Annotated in this window: 17 protein-coding genes; 8 read left to right on the top strand and 9 right to left on the bottom strand. The window is 71.1% G+C overall.

The genetic code is table 11. From position 1 onward, the window contains the following. Nucleotides 1-22: 22 nt before the first annotated feature. Nucleotides 23-319, bottom strand: coding sequence for a DUF4193 domain-containing protein (locus ACN26Z_RS09560; RefSeq protein WP_007075406.1), 297 nt, complete (start codon nucleotides 317-319; stop codon nucleotides 23-25). Nucleotides 320-747: 428 nt separating this feature from the next. On the opposite strand from ACN26Z_RS09560, the gene ACN26Z_RS09555 reads away from it, so the two are divergent. After that, on the top strand, nucleotides 748-1,263 hold the full coding sequence (locus ACN26Z_RS09555) for a LytR C-terminal domain-containing protein (protein WP_170863611.1): 516 nt from the start codon (nucleotides 748-750) through the stop codon (nucleotides 1,261-1,263). 115 nt (nucleotides 1,264-1,378) lie between these two features. Here ACN26Z_RS09555 and ACN26Z_RS09550 read toward each other — a convergent pair whose 3' ends face one another. Further along, on the bottom strand, nucleotides 1,379-2,200 hold the full coding sequence (locus tag ACN26Z_RS09550) for an inositol monophosphatase family protein (protein WP_093410333.1): 822 nt from the start codon (nucleotides 2,198-2,200) through the stop codon (nucleotides 1,379-1,381). A gap of 287 nt (nucleotides 2,201-2,487) precedes the next feature. On the opposite strand from ACN26Z_RS09550, the gene ACN26Z_RS09545 reads away from it, so the two are divergent. Further along, nucleotides 2,488-4,089 (top strand): RNA polymerase sigma factor, encoded by a 1,602-nt coding sequence (locus ACN26Z_RS09545; protein WP_210937347.1) that lies wholly within the window; start codon nucleotides 2,488-2,490, stop codon nucleotides 4,087-4,089. A 244-nt stretch (nucleotides 4,090-4,333) separates the two neighbouring features. Beyond that, nucleotides 4,334-4,567 carry a DUF7455 domain-containing protein gene (locus tag ACN26Z_RS09540; protein ID WP_093410327.1) on the top strand — a complete coding sequence of 78 codons (234 nt, stop codon included), beginning with the start codon at nucleotides 4,334-4,336 and terminating at the stop codon, nucleotides 4,565-4,567. Between the two features lie 198 nt (nucleotides 4,568-4,765). Here ACN26Z_RS09540 and ACN26Z_RS09535 read toward each other — a convergent pair whose 3' ends face one another. The 3 genes from ACN26Z_RS09535 to ACN26Z_RS09525 form a co-directional block, all read right to left on the bottom strand. Beyond that, nucleotides 4,766-6,496 carry a DEAD/DEAH box helicase gene (locus tag ACN26Z_RS09535; protein WP_421460711.1) on the bottom strand — a complete coding sequence of 577 codons (1,731 nt, stop codon included), beginning with the start codon at nucleotides 6,494-6,496 and terminating at the stop codon, nucleotides 4,766-4,768. Nucleotides 6,497-6,689: 193 nt separating this feature from the next. Then, on the bottom strand, nucleotides 6,690-7,343 hold the full coding sequence (locus ACN26Z_RS09530; RefSeq protein WP_093410322.1) for a trimeric intracellular cation channel family protein: 654 nt from the start codon (nucleotides 7,341-7,343) through the stop codon (nucleotides 6,690-6,692). A gap of 39 nt (nucleotides 7,344-7,382) precedes the next feature. Beyond that, nucleotides 7,383-7,601, bottom strand: coding sequence for a DUF3039 domain-containing protein (locus ACN26Z_RS09525; RefSeq protein ID WP_093410319.1), 219 nt, complete (start codon nucleotides 7,599-7,601; stop codon nucleotides 7,383-7,385). 88 nt (nucleotides 7,602-7,689) lie between these two features. Here ACN26Z_RS09525 and ACN26Z_RS09520 point away from each other — a divergent pair, with 88 nt between their 5' ends. After that, nucleotides 7,690-8,625 (top strand): pseudouridine-5'-phosphate glycosidase, encoded by a 936-nt coding sequence (locus ACN26Z_RS09520; RefSeq protein WP_396886943.1) that lies wholly within the window; start codon nucleotides 7,690-7,692, stop codon nucleotides 8,623-8,625. A gap of 5 nt (nucleotides 8,626-8,630) precedes the next feature. Then, nucleotides 8,631-9,557: a carbohydrate kinase family protein gene (locus ACN26Z_RS09515; RefSeq protein ID WP_396886944.1), complete on the top strand. Its 927-nt coding sequence runs from the start codon at nucleotides 8,631-8,633 to the stop codon at nucleotides 9,555-9,557. 12 nt (nucleotides 9,558-9,569) lie between these two features. Here ACN26Z_RS09515 and ACN26Z_RS09510 read toward each other — a convergent pair whose 3' ends face one another. Beyond that, nucleotides 9,570-9,932 carry a DUF3099 domain-containing protein gene (locus tag ACN26Z_RS09510; RefSeq protein WP_421460710.1) on the bottom strand — a complete coding sequence of 121 codons (363 nt, stop codon included), beginning with the start codon at nucleotides 9,930-9,932 and terminating at the stop codon, nucleotides 9,570-9,572. A 110-nt stretch (nucleotides 9,933-10,042) separates the two neighbouring features. Here ACN26Z_RS09510 and ACN26Z_RS09505 point away from each other — a divergent pair, with 110 nt between their 5' ends. Together ACN26Z_RS09505 and ACN26Z_RS09500 are read left to right on the top strand one after the other, a co-directional pair. After that, nucleotides 10,043-10,342, top strand: coding sequence for a hypothetical protein (locus ACN26Z_RS09505; RefSeq protein WP_232511440.1), 300 nt, complete (start codon nucleotides 10,043-10,045; stop codon nucleotides 10,340-10,342). A 2-nt stretch (nucleotides 10,343-10,344) separates the two neighbouring features. After that, nucleotides 10,345-10,656: a hypothetical protein gene (locus ACN26Z_RS09500; RefSeq protein WP_396887066.1), complete on the top strand. Its 312-nt coding sequence runs from the start codon at nucleotides 10,345-10,347 to the stop codon at nucleotides 10,654-10,656. Nucleotides 10,657-10,719: 63 nt separating this feature from the next. On the opposite strand, the gene ACN26Z_RS09495 is transcribed toward ACN26Z_RS09500, so the two are convergent. The 3 genes from ACN26Z_RS09495 to ACN26Z_RS09485 form a co-directional block, all read right to left on the bottom strand. Beyond that, entirely contained in the window at nucleotides 10,720-11,946 is a 1,227-nt protein-coding gene (locus tag ACN26Z_RS09495; protein ID WP_396886946.1) for a low temperature requirement protein A, read from the bottom strand. Between the two features lie 38 nt (nucleotides 11,947-11,984). Further along, nucleotides 11,985-12,566, bottom strand: coding sequence for an HhH-GPD-type base excision DNA repair protein (locus tag ACN26Z_RS09490; RefSeq protein WP_396886947.1), 582 nt, complete (start codon nucleotides 12,564-12,566; stop codon nucleotides 11,985-11,987). Nucleotides 12,567-12,750: 184 nt separating this feature from the next. After that, nucleotides 12,751-13,971 (bottom strand): S8 family peptidase, encoded by a 1,221-nt coding sequence (locus ACN26Z_RS09485; RefSeq protein WP_421460708.1) that lies wholly within the window; start codon nucleotides 13,969-13,971, stop codon nucleotides 12,751-12,753. A gap of 176 nt (nucleotides 13,972-14,147) precedes the next feature. On the opposite strand from ACN26Z_RS09485, the gene ACN26Z_RS09480 reads away from it, so the two are divergent. Continuing rightward, nucleotides 14,148-15,632 carry a DUF7059 domain-containing protein gene (locus ACN26Z_RS09480; RefSeq protein WP_421460707.1) on the top strand — a complete coding sequence of 495 codons (1,485 nt, stop codon included), beginning with the start codon at nucleotides 14,148-14,150 and terminating at the stop codon, nucleotides 15,630-15,632. Nucleotides 15,633-15,664: the final 32 nt, after the last annotated feature.

Raw genomic sequence — 15,664 nt, 5'->3', positions numbered from 1 at the left:
GGTCGTGGTCGTCGCCCTGTGGTCAGACGCACTCTCGGCAGATCAGCTCTCCGTTGCGTTCCACCGCCAGTTGGCTGCGGTGGTGCACCAGGAAGCAACGGGCGCAGCGGAACTCGTCCTGCTGCATCGGTAGCACCTTGACCGTCAGTTCCTCGTCGGCAAGGTCGGCGCCGGGCAACTCGAAGCTCTCAGCCACTTCGGCCTCGTCGACGTCCACGGCGCCCGACTGTGAGTCGACGCGCCGGGCCTTGAGCTCTTCCAGGCTGTCCTCGCCGAGATCGACCTCGTCGCGGCGCGGGGCGTCGTAGTCGGTGGCCATCGGTTTCACTCTCCCATTTCGATGTTGTCGCTTCCGGTTGTAACGCCGGACGACGCTGTTTCGGTTCCGCTGGCCGGCCACCGCTTGTGTCGGCCACCTGACCCGACGACCGCTCGGACCAGACCGCCAGAGGATCTCCCGGCGAGCGCGGAACCCTACCCCCCCTTTGGGCGAGGCATGTATACCGCCCTCGTGGCTGAGATGTACGCCCCTGCACGGGAAGTTGTTCCCAATGTGACTCAGGCGACACGAAGATAGGGGTAGTACTACCCCGTTCTCCGGTGGCGCGCCGGCATGTCGGACTGTTTCCACGCGACGGTCGGACACCCGTTAACCTCAGCGGCGTACCCGACGGCCGACGGAACGGCCCGATCGCCGGCCGTTGCCACCCACCGATGCCCGGGAGTGCCCTGATGAGCTTTGCGCGAGTGCGAGCACTCGTTGTCGTCGGCATGCTGGCGGTGCTCGCCCTGCTCTTCGTGGTCGTGGCGCTGGTCAAGGACACCCAGAGTAACGCCGGCGCCGGCGAGGGCTGTCCGGACGACTGGCCACGCGCCGACGTCACCCTGCGCGATCACAAGGATGTCAAGATCAACGTGCTCAACGGCACGGATCGCCCCGGGCTGGCCGCCGACGTCGGAAACGACTTCCGCAACCGCGACTTCCAGGTGCAGAAGGAAGCGACCCAGAAGAAGAAGATCGACGACGTGGCGGTCCTGCGTTACGGCCCGAAGGGGGTCGGCTCGGCGCACCTGCTGCGGGCGTACTTCCTCGGCGACGCCGAGCTGGAATACAACGCCAAGCGCGAGGACGACATCGTCGACGTGGTGCTGGGCGGCAACTTCCAGCAGCTGGCCACCACCACGGAGGTCAATCAGTCGCTGGGCGACCTCGGCGCCCCGGTCGCACCGCCCGGTTCCTGCCCGATCGTAGTCGACAACTGACCGTCGGCCCGCTGTCGGCCGACGGCTCACCGGTGCGGTCCCGAACCAGCTGCTGACGGACGGCGTCCAGCCTCGCGCGTCCCGCTCCCGGTCGCCGAGCGGGCGCCAGGCCGCCTCAGGGACCGCCGGAGGCGTCCAACGCGGCCAGGTGCTCGTGCAACGCGTCGAACAGGGTCGGCGGCGCGGCAATGACCATCTCCGGCCCGGGAGCCAGCCCCTTGAGCCCGCCGACCCGCAGGCCGGCCTCGGTGGCCACCAGCGCGCCGGCGGCTTGGTCCCAGGCCGCCAGGCCCTTCTCGTAGAAGGCGTCGGCCCGCCCCTCGGCGACCAGGCAGAGATCGACGGCAGCGGCGCCGAGGCGGCGGATGTCGCGTACGTGCGGGATGAGTTCGGCCAGCACCCGGGCCTGGTGGACCCGGCGCGCGGCGTCGTAGCCGAAGCCGGTGACGACCAGCGCCTGACCGAGATCGGTCTCGGTGGAGCAGTGCAACCGCCGGCCCTCGCGCCAGGCTCCCCCGCCGACGGTCGCCGTCCACTCCTCGCCGGTGTGGACGTTCCGCACCACCCCCGCCACCACCTCGCCGTCCAGCTCAGCGGCGATCGACACGCCGCAGTGCGTCAAGCCGTACAGGTAGTTGACGGTCCCGTCGATCGGGTCGACGATCCACCGCACCCGGGGGCGGGGGCCGTCGCCATTCACCGCGGCGCCGTACTCCTCGCCCAGCACCGCGTCGTCCGGCCGCAGCCGGCGCAGCTCGTCGGTGATCTGTCGCTCCACGGCCCGGTCGGCAGCGGTCACCACGTCGGTGACGGTGCTCTTGGTCGCCGCCACCGAGACGCCCTCGGTACGCATCCGGTACGCGGTGGCCGCCGCGCCCCGGGCCACCTCGATCGCGATCTCCAGCAGCTGCGGTGGCGGTGGCGCCGAGCGCTCCATGTCCGTCCCCTTCCCGCACGGCCAGGTATTCGGCTTCCGCGCAGGTATCATCCTTACAAAGTCCAAAAGCGCACCGAATCGGCGGTCCCGGCCGCCGATCAGCCGTGCGGCGCAGGATGATCGCCGCAGACGGCGTTACAATTCACCCCTGCCCACGCGCCACGGGCCGCCCGACAACCGGCCGGCCCGGGACACGGGGGTTCCTCAACCACATCGCCCGGCGCGGTGCCCCACGCTGCGTCGGACGATCCCGGCCGTGCTCGCTCTTCGCCTCCGGAAGGTCATTCGTGACAGAACCCCGCCAGACCGGCGCCGACGTTCGCTCGCTCACCGACACCTTGATCGCCCACGCGCAGAGCGCTGGCGGCCAGCTCACGTCGGCCCAGCTCGCGCGCACCGTCGAGTCCGCCGAGGTGACTCCGGCCCAGGCCAAGAAGATCCTGCGGGCGCTCTCCGAGGCCGGGGTGACCGTCGTGGTCGACGGCTCGGCCAGCACCCGCCGACGGGTCGCCGCCGCCCGGTCCGCCACCCCCGCGTCCCGGGCCACCACCGCCAAGACCACCAAGAAGGCGGCCGCGCCCGCCCCGAAGCAGGCGCCCGCGGCCGAGGAGGCACCGGCACCGGCGCCACGGAAGGCGACCTCGCGCAAGGCCGCCGGCACCACCGCGGGAGTGGCCGCCAAGGCCGCCGCGCCGGCCAAGAAGTCCACCCGGGCCACCAAGGCCACCGTGGCCGCTGCGGCGGGCGCGGCGAAGCCGGCCAAGGGTGCCGAGGGCGAGGCCGCCGAGGGCGAGGTCAATCCCGAGGAACTCGCCGCCGAGATCGAGGACGTCGTGGTCGAGGAGCCGGCGGAGCTGGCCCAGGCCGCCGCGACCGACGCGGCGAACTCCGCCACCGACAACGACTTCGAGTGGGACGACGAGGAGTCCGAGGCGCTCAAGCAGGCGCGTCGGGACGCCGAGCTGACCGCTTCGGCGGACTCGGTCCGGGCGTACCTCAAGCAGATCGGTAAGGTTCCGCTGCTCAACGCCGAGCAGGAGGTGGAGCTGGCCAAGCGGATCGAGGCCGGGCTCTACGCCGCGGAACGTCTGCGGGCCGCCGACGAGGGCGAGGAGAAGCTCGTCCGGGACATGCAGCGCGACCTGCTGTGGATCTCCCGGGACGGCGAGCGGGCCAAGAACCACCTCCTGGAGGCGAACCTCCGCCTGGTCGTCTCGCTGGCCAAGCGGTACACGGGCCGGGGCATGGCCTTCCTCGACCTCATCCAGGAAGGCAACCTCGGCCTCATCCGCGCCGTCGAGAAGTTCGACTACACCAAGGGCTACAAGTTCTCCACCTACGCCACCTGGTGGATCCGACAGGCCATCACCCGCGCCATGGCCGACCAGGCCCGCACCATCCGCATCCCCGTCCACATGGTCGAGGTGATCAACAAGCTGGGTCGGATCCAGCGCGAGCTGCTCCAGGATCTCGGCCGTGAGCCCACTCCGGAGGAGTTGGCCAAGGAGATGGATATCACACCGGAGAAGGTGCTGGAGATCCAGCAGTACGCCCGGGAGCCCATCTCGCTCGACCAGACCATCGGCGACGAGGGCGACAGCCAGCTCGGTGACTTCATCGAGGACTCGGAGGCGGTGGTCGCCGTCGACGCGGTCTCGTTCTCCCTGCTTCAGGACCAACTCCAGCAGGTGCTGCAGACGTTGTCCGAGCGTGAGGCGGGTGTGGTACGTCTGCGGTTCGGGCTCACCGACGGCCAGCCGCGTACCCTGGACGAGATCGGCCAGGTCTACGGAGTGACCCGCGAGCGGATCCGGCAGATCGAGTCCAAGACGATGTCCAAGCTTCGGCATCCCTCCCGTTCCCAGGTGCTCCGCGACTACCTCGACTGATCAGCATCCGTCAACCGATCGTGCCGTTTTGATCACCTGGCGTACAACGTCGGATGGTGATCAGGTGGTTGCACGAATGTGATCGTTGACGTGGCACCCTGGGTGCACGGCACACTGTCCGTGCCAGGTGTGACCTCGGTCCCCCGCGGGCACACAGGGAAGGCGAGGCCCGACAAGGGTGTTGCACGATAGGTGACCAAGACCGAAGAGAGTGTTCATCGGTGACGACCAGAGGAGGAAGGCGATGACCCCGACCCTCACGCCGCCGCCCGAGACGGTGAGCCCCCCGGCCGCCGATGAACGGTGCGACCGCTGCAATGCCGCCGGCAAGCTCCGGATCACCCTGGCGGGTGGCAGTGAGCTGGTGTTCTGTGGGCACCACGCCAACAAGTACGCCGAGGATCTCGTCAAGATCACCGTACGGTACGCGACGGACCCGGAGTTCACCTGGCGCGGCGCTGACCTGATGGCCAACTGAGGGCTCAGCAAACCCGACATAAAGCCGGCCGGAGACATCCCCAGGATGTCTCCGGCCGGCTTCACCCATACCCGGACCCCACCCACCCCACCCCCACCCCACCCGACCACCCGCGTCGATCAAGAAGTTTGCGTCACGAAAACCGCGTGGCGGCGACCAAAACTTCTTGATCAACGCGCCAGTGGCATGGGTGGGCTGTTAGAGGGTTTGGACGGTGGCTATGCGTTCTTCTAGTTGCTCGATGGTGGCCTGGGCGCTCGGGGGACCGCCGCAGATGCGGCGCAGCTCAGCGTGGATCTTTCCGTGTGGCTGGCCGGTGCGGTGGTGCTGGGCGGCGACTAGGGCGTTGAGCTGGCGGCGTAGCGCCACCCGGCGCTGAGCGGCGCTCATCGGTGCCGGCGGAGCGGACGCCGGCGCTGCGGATTCCGTCCGCCGCTCGGTCGCCCGACGTCGCTGGGCGGCGAGCTGATCGGCCTGCCGCTTGGCGAGCAACGACGCCACCTGTTCCGAGGTGAGCAGCCCGGGCAGGCCCAGGTACTCCTCCTCCTCGGGGGTGCCGGCCTGGGCCGCCGTACCGAACGAGGCACCGTCGAAGATCACCTGGTCCAGCTCGGCGGTGGCGGACAGCGCGGCGAAACGCTTCTCCAGTTCGCCGCTGGCCTGCTCGTCGCGCTGGGCCCGGTCCAGCAACTCGTCGTCGAAGCCCTCGCGGTCCTTGGGCTTGCCGAGCACGTGGTCGCGCTCGGCCTCCATCTCGCTGGCCAGCCCGAGCAGGTGCGGCACGCTGGGCAGGAAGACCGACGCGGTCTCCCCCGGGCGCCGGGCCCGGACGAAACGCCCGATCGCCTGCGCGAAGTACAGCGGGGTGCTGGCACTTGTCGCGTACACACCAACGGCCAGCCGGGGGATGTCGACGCCTTCGGAGACCATTCGTACCGCAACCAGCCACCGTTGCTCGGACGCCGCGAACGTCGCGATCCGGGCCGAGGCACCCGCGTCGTCGGAGAGTACGACGGCCGCCCGCTCCCCCGTGACCTGCTCGATGAGTTTGGCGTACGAGCGGGCCGCCTGTTGGTCACTGGCGATGACGAGGCCGCCCGCGTCGGGCATGCCCGCCTCCCGCAGCACGGTCAGCCGGGCATCCGCCGCCCGCAGCACCTGCGGCATCCAGTCGCCGGCCGGGTCCAGGGCGGTACGCCACGCCTGGGCGATGAGATCCTGCGTCATCGGCTCGCCCAGGCGAGCCGCCAGTTCCTCCCCGGCGTTGGTCCGCCACCGGGTCTCCCCCGAGTACGCCAGGAACAGCACCGGCCGCACCACGCCGTCACGCAGCGCGTCGCTGTAGCCGTAGACCGAGTCGGCCCGGGAGCGCAACAGGCCGTCGCCGCCCCGTTCGTAGCTGACGAACGGGATCGGGTTGTCGTCGGACCGGAAGGGCGTACCGGTCAGCATCAGCCGGCGCACCGCGGGCTCGAAGGCCGCCTTCACCCCGTCACCCCAGGTGCGTGAGTCACCGGCGTGGTGGATCTCGTCGAGGATGACCAGGGTCCGTCGGGTCATGGTGCGCCGCCGGTGCACGTGTGGTGCCATCCCGACCTGTGCGTAGGTCACCACGGCACCGTGGAAGTCCGCCGAGGAGTGCAGGTCGGCGTTGCGGAACGCGGCGTCGAGTTGGATGCCCACCCGGGCCGCCGCCTCGGCCCACTGCGTCTTCAGGTGCTCGGTCGGCGCGACCACGGTGACCGCCTCGACGCTGCCGTCGGCGAGCAGTTCGGCGGCGATCCGCAGGGCGAATGTGGTCTTTCCGGCCCCCGGGGTGGCGACCGCGGTGAAGTCTTCAGCCCGACGGCGCAGGTACTCCACCAGAGCCTTGCGCTGCCAGGAGCGCAGGGGCGGGAACGTCTCAAGCGCCGGCGTCCGGACTGCCACGCGTTCGCTCCTCTCCGGCCACGGGATGTCCCGGCCGCAGGCCGGCGGACCCGGGCCGAGGGGCACGGCGGTCGCCCCACGAAAATGCCTCCGCGCAGCCGAGCCGCGAAGGCCGACTCAGCATAACCAGCGGCCGCCGGGCCGCCCACGCGACGCCACACCCGTCACCCGGGTGCCGTTCGCCACTGCGGGCTCAGCCCGGCGGCGGCCCCGGCAGGCCGGTGCGCGGCGGTCGCACCGTCGCCACCGGCGCCGACCAGCGCCGACGCAGGGCCACCAGGCGTACGCCGAAGACCAGCACCACGGCGGCGGTGAGCGGGATCGGCCCGGTGTGGCCGAGGCCGTACAGGAGCACCACCACGATCGAACCGACGAGCGACGCGACGGCGTAGATCTCCCGCCGCAGTACCACCGGGATCTCGCCGGTGAGCAGGTCGCGGACGAGTCCGCCACCGATCGCGGTGATCATGCCGATCAGGCAGGCGCCGACCGCCGGGACCTGGGCGTCGAGGGCCTTGAGGGTGCCGGCGACGGTGAACAGGCCGAGCCCGGCCGCATCCAGCACCAGGACGGTGGTGCGCAGCCGGGCGAACTGCGGATGCAGCCAGAAGATCGCCGCGGCGGTCACGGCGGCGGTGCCCGCGTAGCGCCAGTCGGCGAAGGCCAGCGGCGGGACCTCGTCGATGACCAGGTCCCGTACGATCCCGCCGCCGAGGGCGGCGACGAAGCCGACAAAGACCACGCCGAAGAGGTCGAGCCGTTTGGCCACCGCCGCGGAGGCTCCCGAGGCGGCGAAGACCGCGACCCCGGCCAGGTCAGCCAGGAGAAGGGCGGTGGAGGTGGTCACCGCCGAAGGTTACGCGGGCCGCCGGGCGGGCCGAGGGGGTCACTCGCGGTACGAGTCGTAGATCTCCTTGCACTTCGGGCAGACCGGCGAACCCGGTTTCGGCGTCTTCGTCACCGGGAACGTCTCCCCGCACAGCGCCACGACGAAGGTGCCCATGACGGCACTTTCGGCGATCTTTTCCTTCCGGACGTAGTGGAACATCTCCGGACCGGTGTCGGCGTCCTTCAGCTCGGGACGCTCGAGGATCTGTGTACTCACGTCTGCACCTCCAACCGACAAGTTTGGCAGGTCACCCTCACCCGGTCCACCTGAGGTGACCCGGGTGGCGGGCGTACGGTGAGCGATTGTGACCGACTTTCATCTTCGCTACGGCACCGAAGTGGCCCGGGCGCTGCGCGAGCAGGGGCCCGTGGTCGCTCTGGAGAGCACCATCGTCTCGCACGGCCTGCCCCGGCCGGACAATCTCCGGGTGGCCCGGCAGATCGAACAGGCCGTTCGGGACGCCGGTGCGGTGCCGGCCACCATCGGCATGGTCGCCGGTGAACTCGTGGTGGGGCTCGACGACGCCGAGCTGACCCGGCTGGCCACTGCCGACGGGGTGACCAAACTCTCCGTACGCGATCTCGCAGTGGCCGCCGCCACCGGCGCGGACGGTGCGACCACCGTGGCGGCGACCAGCGCCGTAGCGGCCGCGGCAGGCATCGGCGTGTTCGCCACCGGCGGGTTGGGCGGGGTGCACCGCGAGGCGGCGCAGACCTTCGACGAGTCCGCCGACCTGGTCACCCTGGCCCGTACGCCGATCGCGGTGGTCTGTGCCGGGGTGAAGTCGATCCTCGACGTCGGCGCCACCCTGGAACGGCTGGAGACCCTCGGGGTGGCTGTGGTGGGCTACCGGACCCGCCGGTTCCCGGGCTTCTTCATCACCGACGGCGGCTTCGACCTGGACTGGTCGGTCGAATCCCCCGAACTGGTCGCCGATGTGCTGGCCGCCCGCGAGCAGCACCGCGCACACCACGGTGGGCTGATCGTCGCCAACCCGCTGCCCACCGATGAGCAACTCGACCCGGACCTGCACGACCGTACGCTCACCGAGGGTCTCGCCCTGTTGGAGCGCGACGGGGTCACCGGCAAGGCCGTCACGCCGTACCTGCTGGCCCATTTCCACTCCGCGACGCAGGGTGCCAGCCTGGCGGTCAACGTCCGGATCATCCTGCGCAACGCCGACCTGGCCGCCCGGATCGCGGTCGCCGCCGCCCAGCGCCGGGCCGACCCCTCGGCGTGACCGGGGTGACCGAAAACGGCAGCGGGGTGGGCCGAGCCGAGACCGGCCGCGTCCTGGTCGTCGGTGACGTGGTCACGGACGTGGTGGCGGTGCTCGCCGGACCGTTGGCACCCGGATCCGACACCCCGGCGGCGATCAGGTCCACCGGAGGTGGGCAGGCGGCCAACACCGCGTCCTGGCTGGCGGCCGAGGAAGTAGCGGTGACCCTGGTGGGTGCGGTCGGTGACGATGACGCCGGCCGCGACCGGGTGACGGAGTTGATCAGCGCCGGGGTCGACTGCGCGGTACAGCGGATCGTCGGGGCCGCCACCGGCACGGTGATCGTGCTGGCGGCCGGCGACGAGCGCACCATGGTCACCGAGCGTGGGGCGAACGTACTGCTGCGTCCCGACCACGTGGACGCGGCGTTGGACGGTGCGCCGGACGCCACGCACCTGCACCTGTCCGGGTACACCCTGCTGGACCCGGACTCCCGACCGGCTGGCCTGCGGGCGCTGGCCGGCGCGCGCGAACGCGGCCTCACCACGAGTGTCGACGCGGCCTCCGCGGCACCGCTGCGGGCCGTCGGGAAGTCGGCCTTCCTGGGCTGGGTACGCGAGGTCGACCTGTTGCTGGTGAACGTCGACGAGGCCACCGTGCTGGCCGGAAGGCTGGAACCGGCGGCACAGGCCAGGGCTCTTGTCGCCGTGGCCCGCCGGGTGGTGGTCAAGCGCGGCGGTGCCGGTGCGGTCTGGGTCGACCGCGACGACGCGATCGTCACCTCGTCGGCGCACCGGGTGGCGGTGCGGGACGTGACCGGGGCGGGTGACGCCTTCGCGGCGGGCCTGCTGAGCGCCTGGCTGGCCGGGGCGAGGCCCGATGCCGCGCTGGCCCGGGCCGCCGATCTCGGTGCCGCGGCGGTGGCGCAGGTCGGTGCCCGACCGGCTCGTTGAGCGCGGGGCGGGTCAGGGCTCGGCGTCGATGATCTTGTATGGCCGCTCCTCGGCGGCGAGGCTCATCGGGGGCGGTGCCGCCTCGGTGGCCGAACGGGCCGAGAAGCGGTTGGCGAGGCGGTGGCGCTCCTTGGGCGGCCGGTCGTTGGCCAGCAGCACCGCAAGCCACGGGATGAGCACCATGCCCAGCGCGACCAGGGGCAGCCAGAGCCAGAGCAGTGGTGCCCCCACGCCGACCAGGATCGCGCCGACGATCACGCAGGCGACGCGGACACCCATCATCACGACGTAACGCCGCTGCCGGCTGGTCAGTTGATCATCCTGGCTGCGGGAGGCGTCGGTGATGAGAATCGGCTGGTAAGCCTGACGCTTCACCCGTGGTACCTCCTCCGGAGGGGTCGCACTCCATCTTGTCACTCTGACCGGGTGAGCGACGAGGTTCGTCACCCCCGAATTTCGTGTTACGCCCGTGGTACGCTCGCCACGTGGGCAGCAGGTTCAGCTTCACCGACGAGGCGCTGGCCAATCTGCGGGTCTACGACGTCACGCCGGGGGAAGTCTGGGAGGCGCTGCACAGCGGCCGGCGGGTGATCCGCCACCTCGGCGACGACGTGATGGTGGTCTACGCCCCCACCGCCCGCGGACGCCGGGTGGCGGTGCTGCTGGCCGAGACCGACGGCGCCGACAACGACTGGGACGTCCTCTCCGCCCGCGAGTTGAGCGACGTCGAGGCCAAACGCTACGACGAGGCCGTGCGGAATTCTCCGGAGACGAGGAGGCGGTGACGATGGACCGTCACGACGCGATCAAGCAGTTCCACGGCGGCGGCGACCGGATCGCCGATCTGATCGACGAGAGCCAGGCGGTGGGGCTGCCCGCCCCCGACACCGAGACCCCGATGATCAGCCGGTCGGTCCGGCTGCCACTGGAGACGTACGAACGGGTCCGAGCCGCCGCCGACGCCCGGGGCATCGGCGTGACGACGCTGATGCGGCAGTGGATCGAGGCGGGCCTGGCCGACCTGGACGACTCGCCGACCGTCTCGCTGGCCGACGTCCGGCGGGCCATCGCCTCCCTGGCCCATCCGAGCGCCGCCTGACGGAATCCGCAACCACCCCGGGCGCCCCGCGCCGAGCCCACCCGGCGGTCCGTGGGGCGCGGGTCAGGTCGGGAAGTTGGCCTCGCCCGGATCCGGGCGGTCCAGCGGGGAGGCTGACGGCTCCATCGGCTGGTCACGAGCCCGCAACCCGTCCACGACGGCCACCACGGCCAGCCCACCGGCGACCACGGACAGCGCCAGCATCGGCGTGCCGAGCAGGAGCAGTGGGGCGGACCCGACCAGCACGAGCATCATCAGCACCCGTCGGCGGGAGACCCGGGCGAAGATCTCGTACTCGAAACGGGTCCGACCCAGCAGAAACAGGACCGGCCCTCCGACGACGAAGATCAGCCAGGCCGGCTCGACCCGGTCGAACGGCTTCACGATGACCAACTCGTAACCCACTCCGGTGAGCAGCACGCCGAGCACCATGACCAGGTGCGTGGTCGAGGCGGAGGCACCGAGCCGACCGGGCGACCGGGCCATCCGCAGCGCCTCGACGAGCAGGTGCCCGGCCCGGTGGAAGTAGATCCGCCAGAGCAGCGCGGTGGTGAGGAAGGCGACCGTGAAGGCCGCCGCCGCCAACCAGCCGAATCCCTCGCCGCTGTAGGTGATCCCGATGACCAGGATCGTCTCGCCCAACGCGATGAGAAAGATCTGCTGGTAGCGCTCCGCCATGTGCTCGCCGGCGATCCGCCAGGCCGAGACCGGCGCCCGGCCGAGCCCGGGCACCGGCCAACCCAGCAGGTATCCGGCCAGGTCGATGGTGATGGCCAGCGCCCACAGCCCGAACCGCAGGTCGGTGGGGCCGAGCGCACCGGCCAGCCAGAACACCCCCGCCACCGCCGCCCAGGCGGCCAGTCGCCACGGCACGGTACGGCGCGGATGCCGCCCCAGCACGGCGGCGATCAGCAACGGGCGGCCGATCACCGTCACCAGGTAGGCCACGACGAACGCCAGCGCCCGCTCCTCGAACCCCCGGGGCAGGGTGACGGCCATCACCAGGCCGCCGAACATCGTCGCGACCACGACGAACTGGATCGTCAGGGCGTCCGGGTCGTACCGGCTGGTGACCCAGGTGATCAATGTCCAGACGTGCCACAGGGCGAGAAACAGGATCAGGGTCTCCAGGAAACCCAGCACGGTCAGCCCGTGCTCGACCTCGTCGATGTAGCGAACCGAGACCCGGGTCAGGGCGAAGACGAAGGCCAGGTCGAGAAAGAGTTCCAGGAAGGTGGCCCGCGACGCTCCGTTACCACCACGCAGCAGCGCGCCGCCCCGCTGCGCCATCGACCGCCCCCTGCCATCGTCGGAGGCAGCCCGGTCAGTCAGTCCGCCCGCGCGCCCGCCTTCGCCGCCGCCTTCACCTGCTGTTTGTACTCCCGAACGAGGCGCAGTGACTCGGCATCGGTCACATCGGCGACGGACCGATGGGCCTCCGGATCGCCGTAGTGGCCGGCCGCCTCCCGCCAGCCCGGTGGCTGCACCCCGAACCGCTTACCGAGCAGCGCGAGGAAGATCTGAGCCTTCTGCCGGCCGAATCCGGGCAGGGCGGTGAGTCGCCCAAGCAGCTCACGACCGTCGGCCGGACCCATCCAGAGCCGGGCGGCATCGCCGTCGTAGCGCTCGACCAACACCCGGCACACCTCCTGCACGCGGGCCGCCATCGCCTTGGGAAAGCGGTGCAGCGCGGGTGGCTGGGCGAAGATGGCCACCAGGGCCTCCGGATCGAAGTCGGCCAGCTCCCGGGCGTCCAGGTCGTGTCCGAGCCGCTGGGCCAGCACGTACGGCGAAGAGAATGCCTTCTCCATCGAGACCTGCTGGTCGAGCACCATGCCGACGAGTAGGGCCAGCGGGTCGCGGGCCAGCAGCTGGTTCGCCTCCGGGTCGATGGGCAGTACGAGCGTCATACCCTCATCCTGCCCGTACGCGAGGCCGCGACGTGCACTGACACCCAGCTCGACCCGAACCGGGTCCGGGCCGGCGCTGGCGGTGACCGCGGCCAGCGCGGCGAACCGGCCAGCGCACCGAGGACGCGACTCGGCCCGGCGGGTCGGTTCGCACCGTCCGCCGGGCCGGTCGATCAGCCGAGGATCAGTTCACCACGAACAGCAGACGGTTCGGGGAACCGCTGCCCGGGCTGGAAACCACGCCGGTGGTGGCGTTGTTGACCAGGTAGCTCTTGACCTGGGCCGGCGAGTAGGACGGGTTGGCGCCGAGCACGAGAGCGGCGGCACCGGCCACGTGCGGCGAGGCCATCGAGGTACCGCTGATGGTGTTGGTCGCGGTGTTGCTGGTGTGCCAGGCCGACGGGATGCTCGACCCCGGCGCGAAGATGTGCACGCACGAGCCGTAGTTGGAGAAGGAGGACCGGGAGTCGCTGCTGGTGGTCGAGCCGACGGTGATCGCGGTCGAGGTCCGGGCCGGCGAGTAGTTGCAGGCGTTGGCGCTGGAGTTGCCCGCCGCGACGGCGTAGCTGACGCCGGAGGCGATCGAGTTGCGCACCGCGTTGTCGATGGAGGTGCTCGCACCGCCGCCCAGGCTCATGTTCGCCACGGCCGGCTTCACGGCGTTGGCGGTCACCCAGTTCACCCCGTTGACCACGCTGGTGGTGGTGCCGCCGCCGGAGCAGTTGAGCACCTTCACCGCGATCAGGCGGACGCCCTTGGCCACGCCGTACGTCGACCCGCCGACCGTGCCGGCGACGTGGGTGCCGTGACCGTTGCAGTCGGTGTTGTTGCTGTCCACGGTGTTGGTGCCCCAGGTGGCCCGGCCACCGAACTGGCTGTGGCTCGTCCGGATGCCGGTGTCGATGATGTACGCCCGCACGTTCGAGGCGGTGTTCGGGTAGGTGAAGGTGCCGCTCAGCGGCCGGTTCCGCTGGTCGATGCGGTCCAGGCCCCAGGTCGGGTTGGTCTGGGTCGCCTGGATGGTCACCACCTGGTCCTGCTCCACGTAGGCCACCGCCGGGTTGGCGGCGAGGCGGGCCGCCTGGGTGGCGGTCATCTTGGCCGCGAAGCCGGTGAGCGCGGCGCTGTAGGTGTCGGAGACGCTGCCCCCGTACCGCCTGACCAGGGCGCTGGCCCGGTCCGGAACGGCGGACCGAGCCGTCGACGAACCGGCGGCGCCAACCGAGTCGGTGCGCAGGACGACCAGGTAGCTGCCACTGACCGCGTTCGACGCGCCGGCGCCACGGATCTCGCCGGTGGGTGCGGCGACCGCCGCGGTGGTGCCGGCCGCCGAGACGGCCGCCGCGGTGGCGACGACGGCGAGCGCCCGGATGAGCTGCCGTCGCGCGGTGGACCCTGAGGACATCGTGCCTCCCTTACCTGGGCGGCCGACCGGGCTTCTGGCCGGGCGGTCCGCACCCTGGACTGAGTTGGAGGAATGCTAGCCTTAGATCGACGGATATAACAGAGATGTGCATCGATTGATTTGCAATGTCACGGGCGGTGGTCTCCGGACCCGACCTCACCAGGCAGGATGACGGTGTGGACGGACACGACATGCTGCTCTCCCCCGCCGGCGTCGAAGCGCTGCGGGCCGCGTTGACCCGGGCTTCCTTCACCGCCAACGGCATCGCCACACGGCTCGGCCCGCAGGCGACCGGCGGCGTCGCCCGCAACGACTTCCGGGCCGCGCTGCGCGCCACCGCCGACCGTGATCCCCTCGCCACCCTGATCCGGGTGTTCATCTGCGAGCAGACCGAGCCCGAAGCCGCGGTCGCCGCCGCGCTGGCGCCGCTGCCGCTCGCCGACGCGCTCGACGCGGGACTTGTCGAACGGCACGGCGACGGGCTGCGGATGGGCATGGACCTGGAGCCGTACGGCGACGACTGGTGGGTTCTCGCGGACGTGCCGGCCAGCGCCCGCCCCGGCCGCCCGCTGCACGCCGAACACGTGCTCGGGATCGGCGGGGCGACGCAGACGATGATCGGCGCAGCCGTACGGCGACCGGTGGACAGCGCGCTGGACCTGGGTACCGGCTCGGGCGTGCAGGCGTTGCACCTGGGCACCCACGCCCGGCGGGTCACCGCCACCGACGTGTCCCGGCGGGCGCTGCGCTTCGCCGCCACCACCGCCGCCCTCAACGGCCAGGACTGGGAGTTGCTGCATGGCGACCTGGTCGCCCCGGTCGCCGGCCGGCAGTTCGACCTCGTGGTGAGCAACCCGCCCTTCGTGGTCGGGCCGGGCACCACCACCCACGTCTACCGCGACTCCGGTCGGGTCGGCGACGCGATCGGCGCCGAGCTGGCTGCCGCCGCCCCGGGCCTGCTCACCGAGGGTGGCACCATGCAGTACCTCGCCAACTGGGTGCACGTGGCCGGCGAGGACTGGGGTGAACGGGTCGCCGGCTGGTTCGCCGGCACCGGCCTGGACGCCTGGGTCATCCAGCGCGAGGTCGCCGACCCGATGGCGTACGTCAACCTGTGGCTTACCGATGTCGGGGAGGCCACCGACCCGCAACGGATGGCGGACTGGCTCGACTGGTTCGACGCGCACAAGGTGGAAGCGATCGGCTTCGGCATCGTCTCGCTGCGCCGCAGCGACCGTGACGACCCGGTGCTGCGGGTGGAGGATCTGCGCCAGCGGGTGCAACCACCGATGGGTGATCGGATCGCCGACTGGTTCGACCGGCAGGACTGGCTGCGCGTACGCGACACCGAGGGCCTGTTGGCCGCCCGCTACCGCGCCGCCGACGGGCTTCAGCTGCGTCAGGAGGCGACGATGGGCTCCGAGGGCTGGGCGGTGGACCGACAGGTCCTCGCCCTACCGAACGGGCTGCGGTGGACCGAGGAGATCGACCCGCTGGTGCTGGCCCTGGTGGGCGGGGCCGACGGGCGGATGCCGCTGCGTGACCAGCTCGCACTGCTCGCCGTCGCGCACGACGTGGCCGTCGACGAACTGGCCGAGGCGGCCGGGCCGATCGTGGCGCACCTGGTGGAGCGGGGCTTCATCGCGCCGGTGCAGCCGTGATGCGGCCGGTGCCGGCACGGTCGGTAAGCGCT

The organism is Verrucosispora sp. WMMD703 (assembly GCF_049178935.1).
Lineage (GTDB): Bacteria > Actinomycetota > Actinomycetes > Mycobacteriales > Micromonosporaceae > Micromonospora > Micromonospora sediminimaris.
This window is presented reverse-complemented; position numbering and strand designations above follow the sequence as displayed.

What these genes read in the sequence shown, in the direction of transcription:
- ACN26Z_RS09560 (WP_007075406.1), bottom strand. Translation starts at nt 319, where the DNA reads ATGGCCACCGACTACGACGCCCCGCGCCGCGACGAGGTCGATCTCGGC.
- ACN26Z_RS09550 (WP_093410333.1), bottom strand. Translation starts at nt 2,200, where the DNA reads ATGGAGCGCTCGGCGCCACCGCCACCGCAGCTGCTGGAGATCGCGATC.
- ACN26Z_RS09540 (WP_093410327.1), top strand. Translation starts at nt 4,334, where the DNA reads ATGACCCCGACCCTCACGCCGCCGCCCGAGACGGTGAGCCCCCCGGCC.
- ACN26Z_RS09500 (WP_396887066.1), top strand. Translation starts at nt 10,345, where the DNA reads ATGGACCGTCACGACGCGATCAAGCAGTTCCACGGCGGCGGCGACCGG.
- ACN26Z_RS09495 (WP_396886946.1), bottom strand. Translation starts at nt 11,946, where the DNA reads ATGGCGCAGCGGGGCGGCGCGCTGCTGCGTGGTGGTAACGGAGCGTCG.
- ACN26Z_RS09490 (WP_396886947.1), bottom strand. Translation starts at nt 12,566, where the DNA reads ATGACGCTCGTACTGCCCATCGACCCGGAGGCGAACCAGCTGCTGGCC.
- ACN26Z_RS09485 (WP_421460708.1), bottom strand. Translation starts at nt 13,971, where the DNA reads ATGTCCTCAGGGTCCACCGCGCGACGGCAGCTCATCCGGGCGCTCGCC.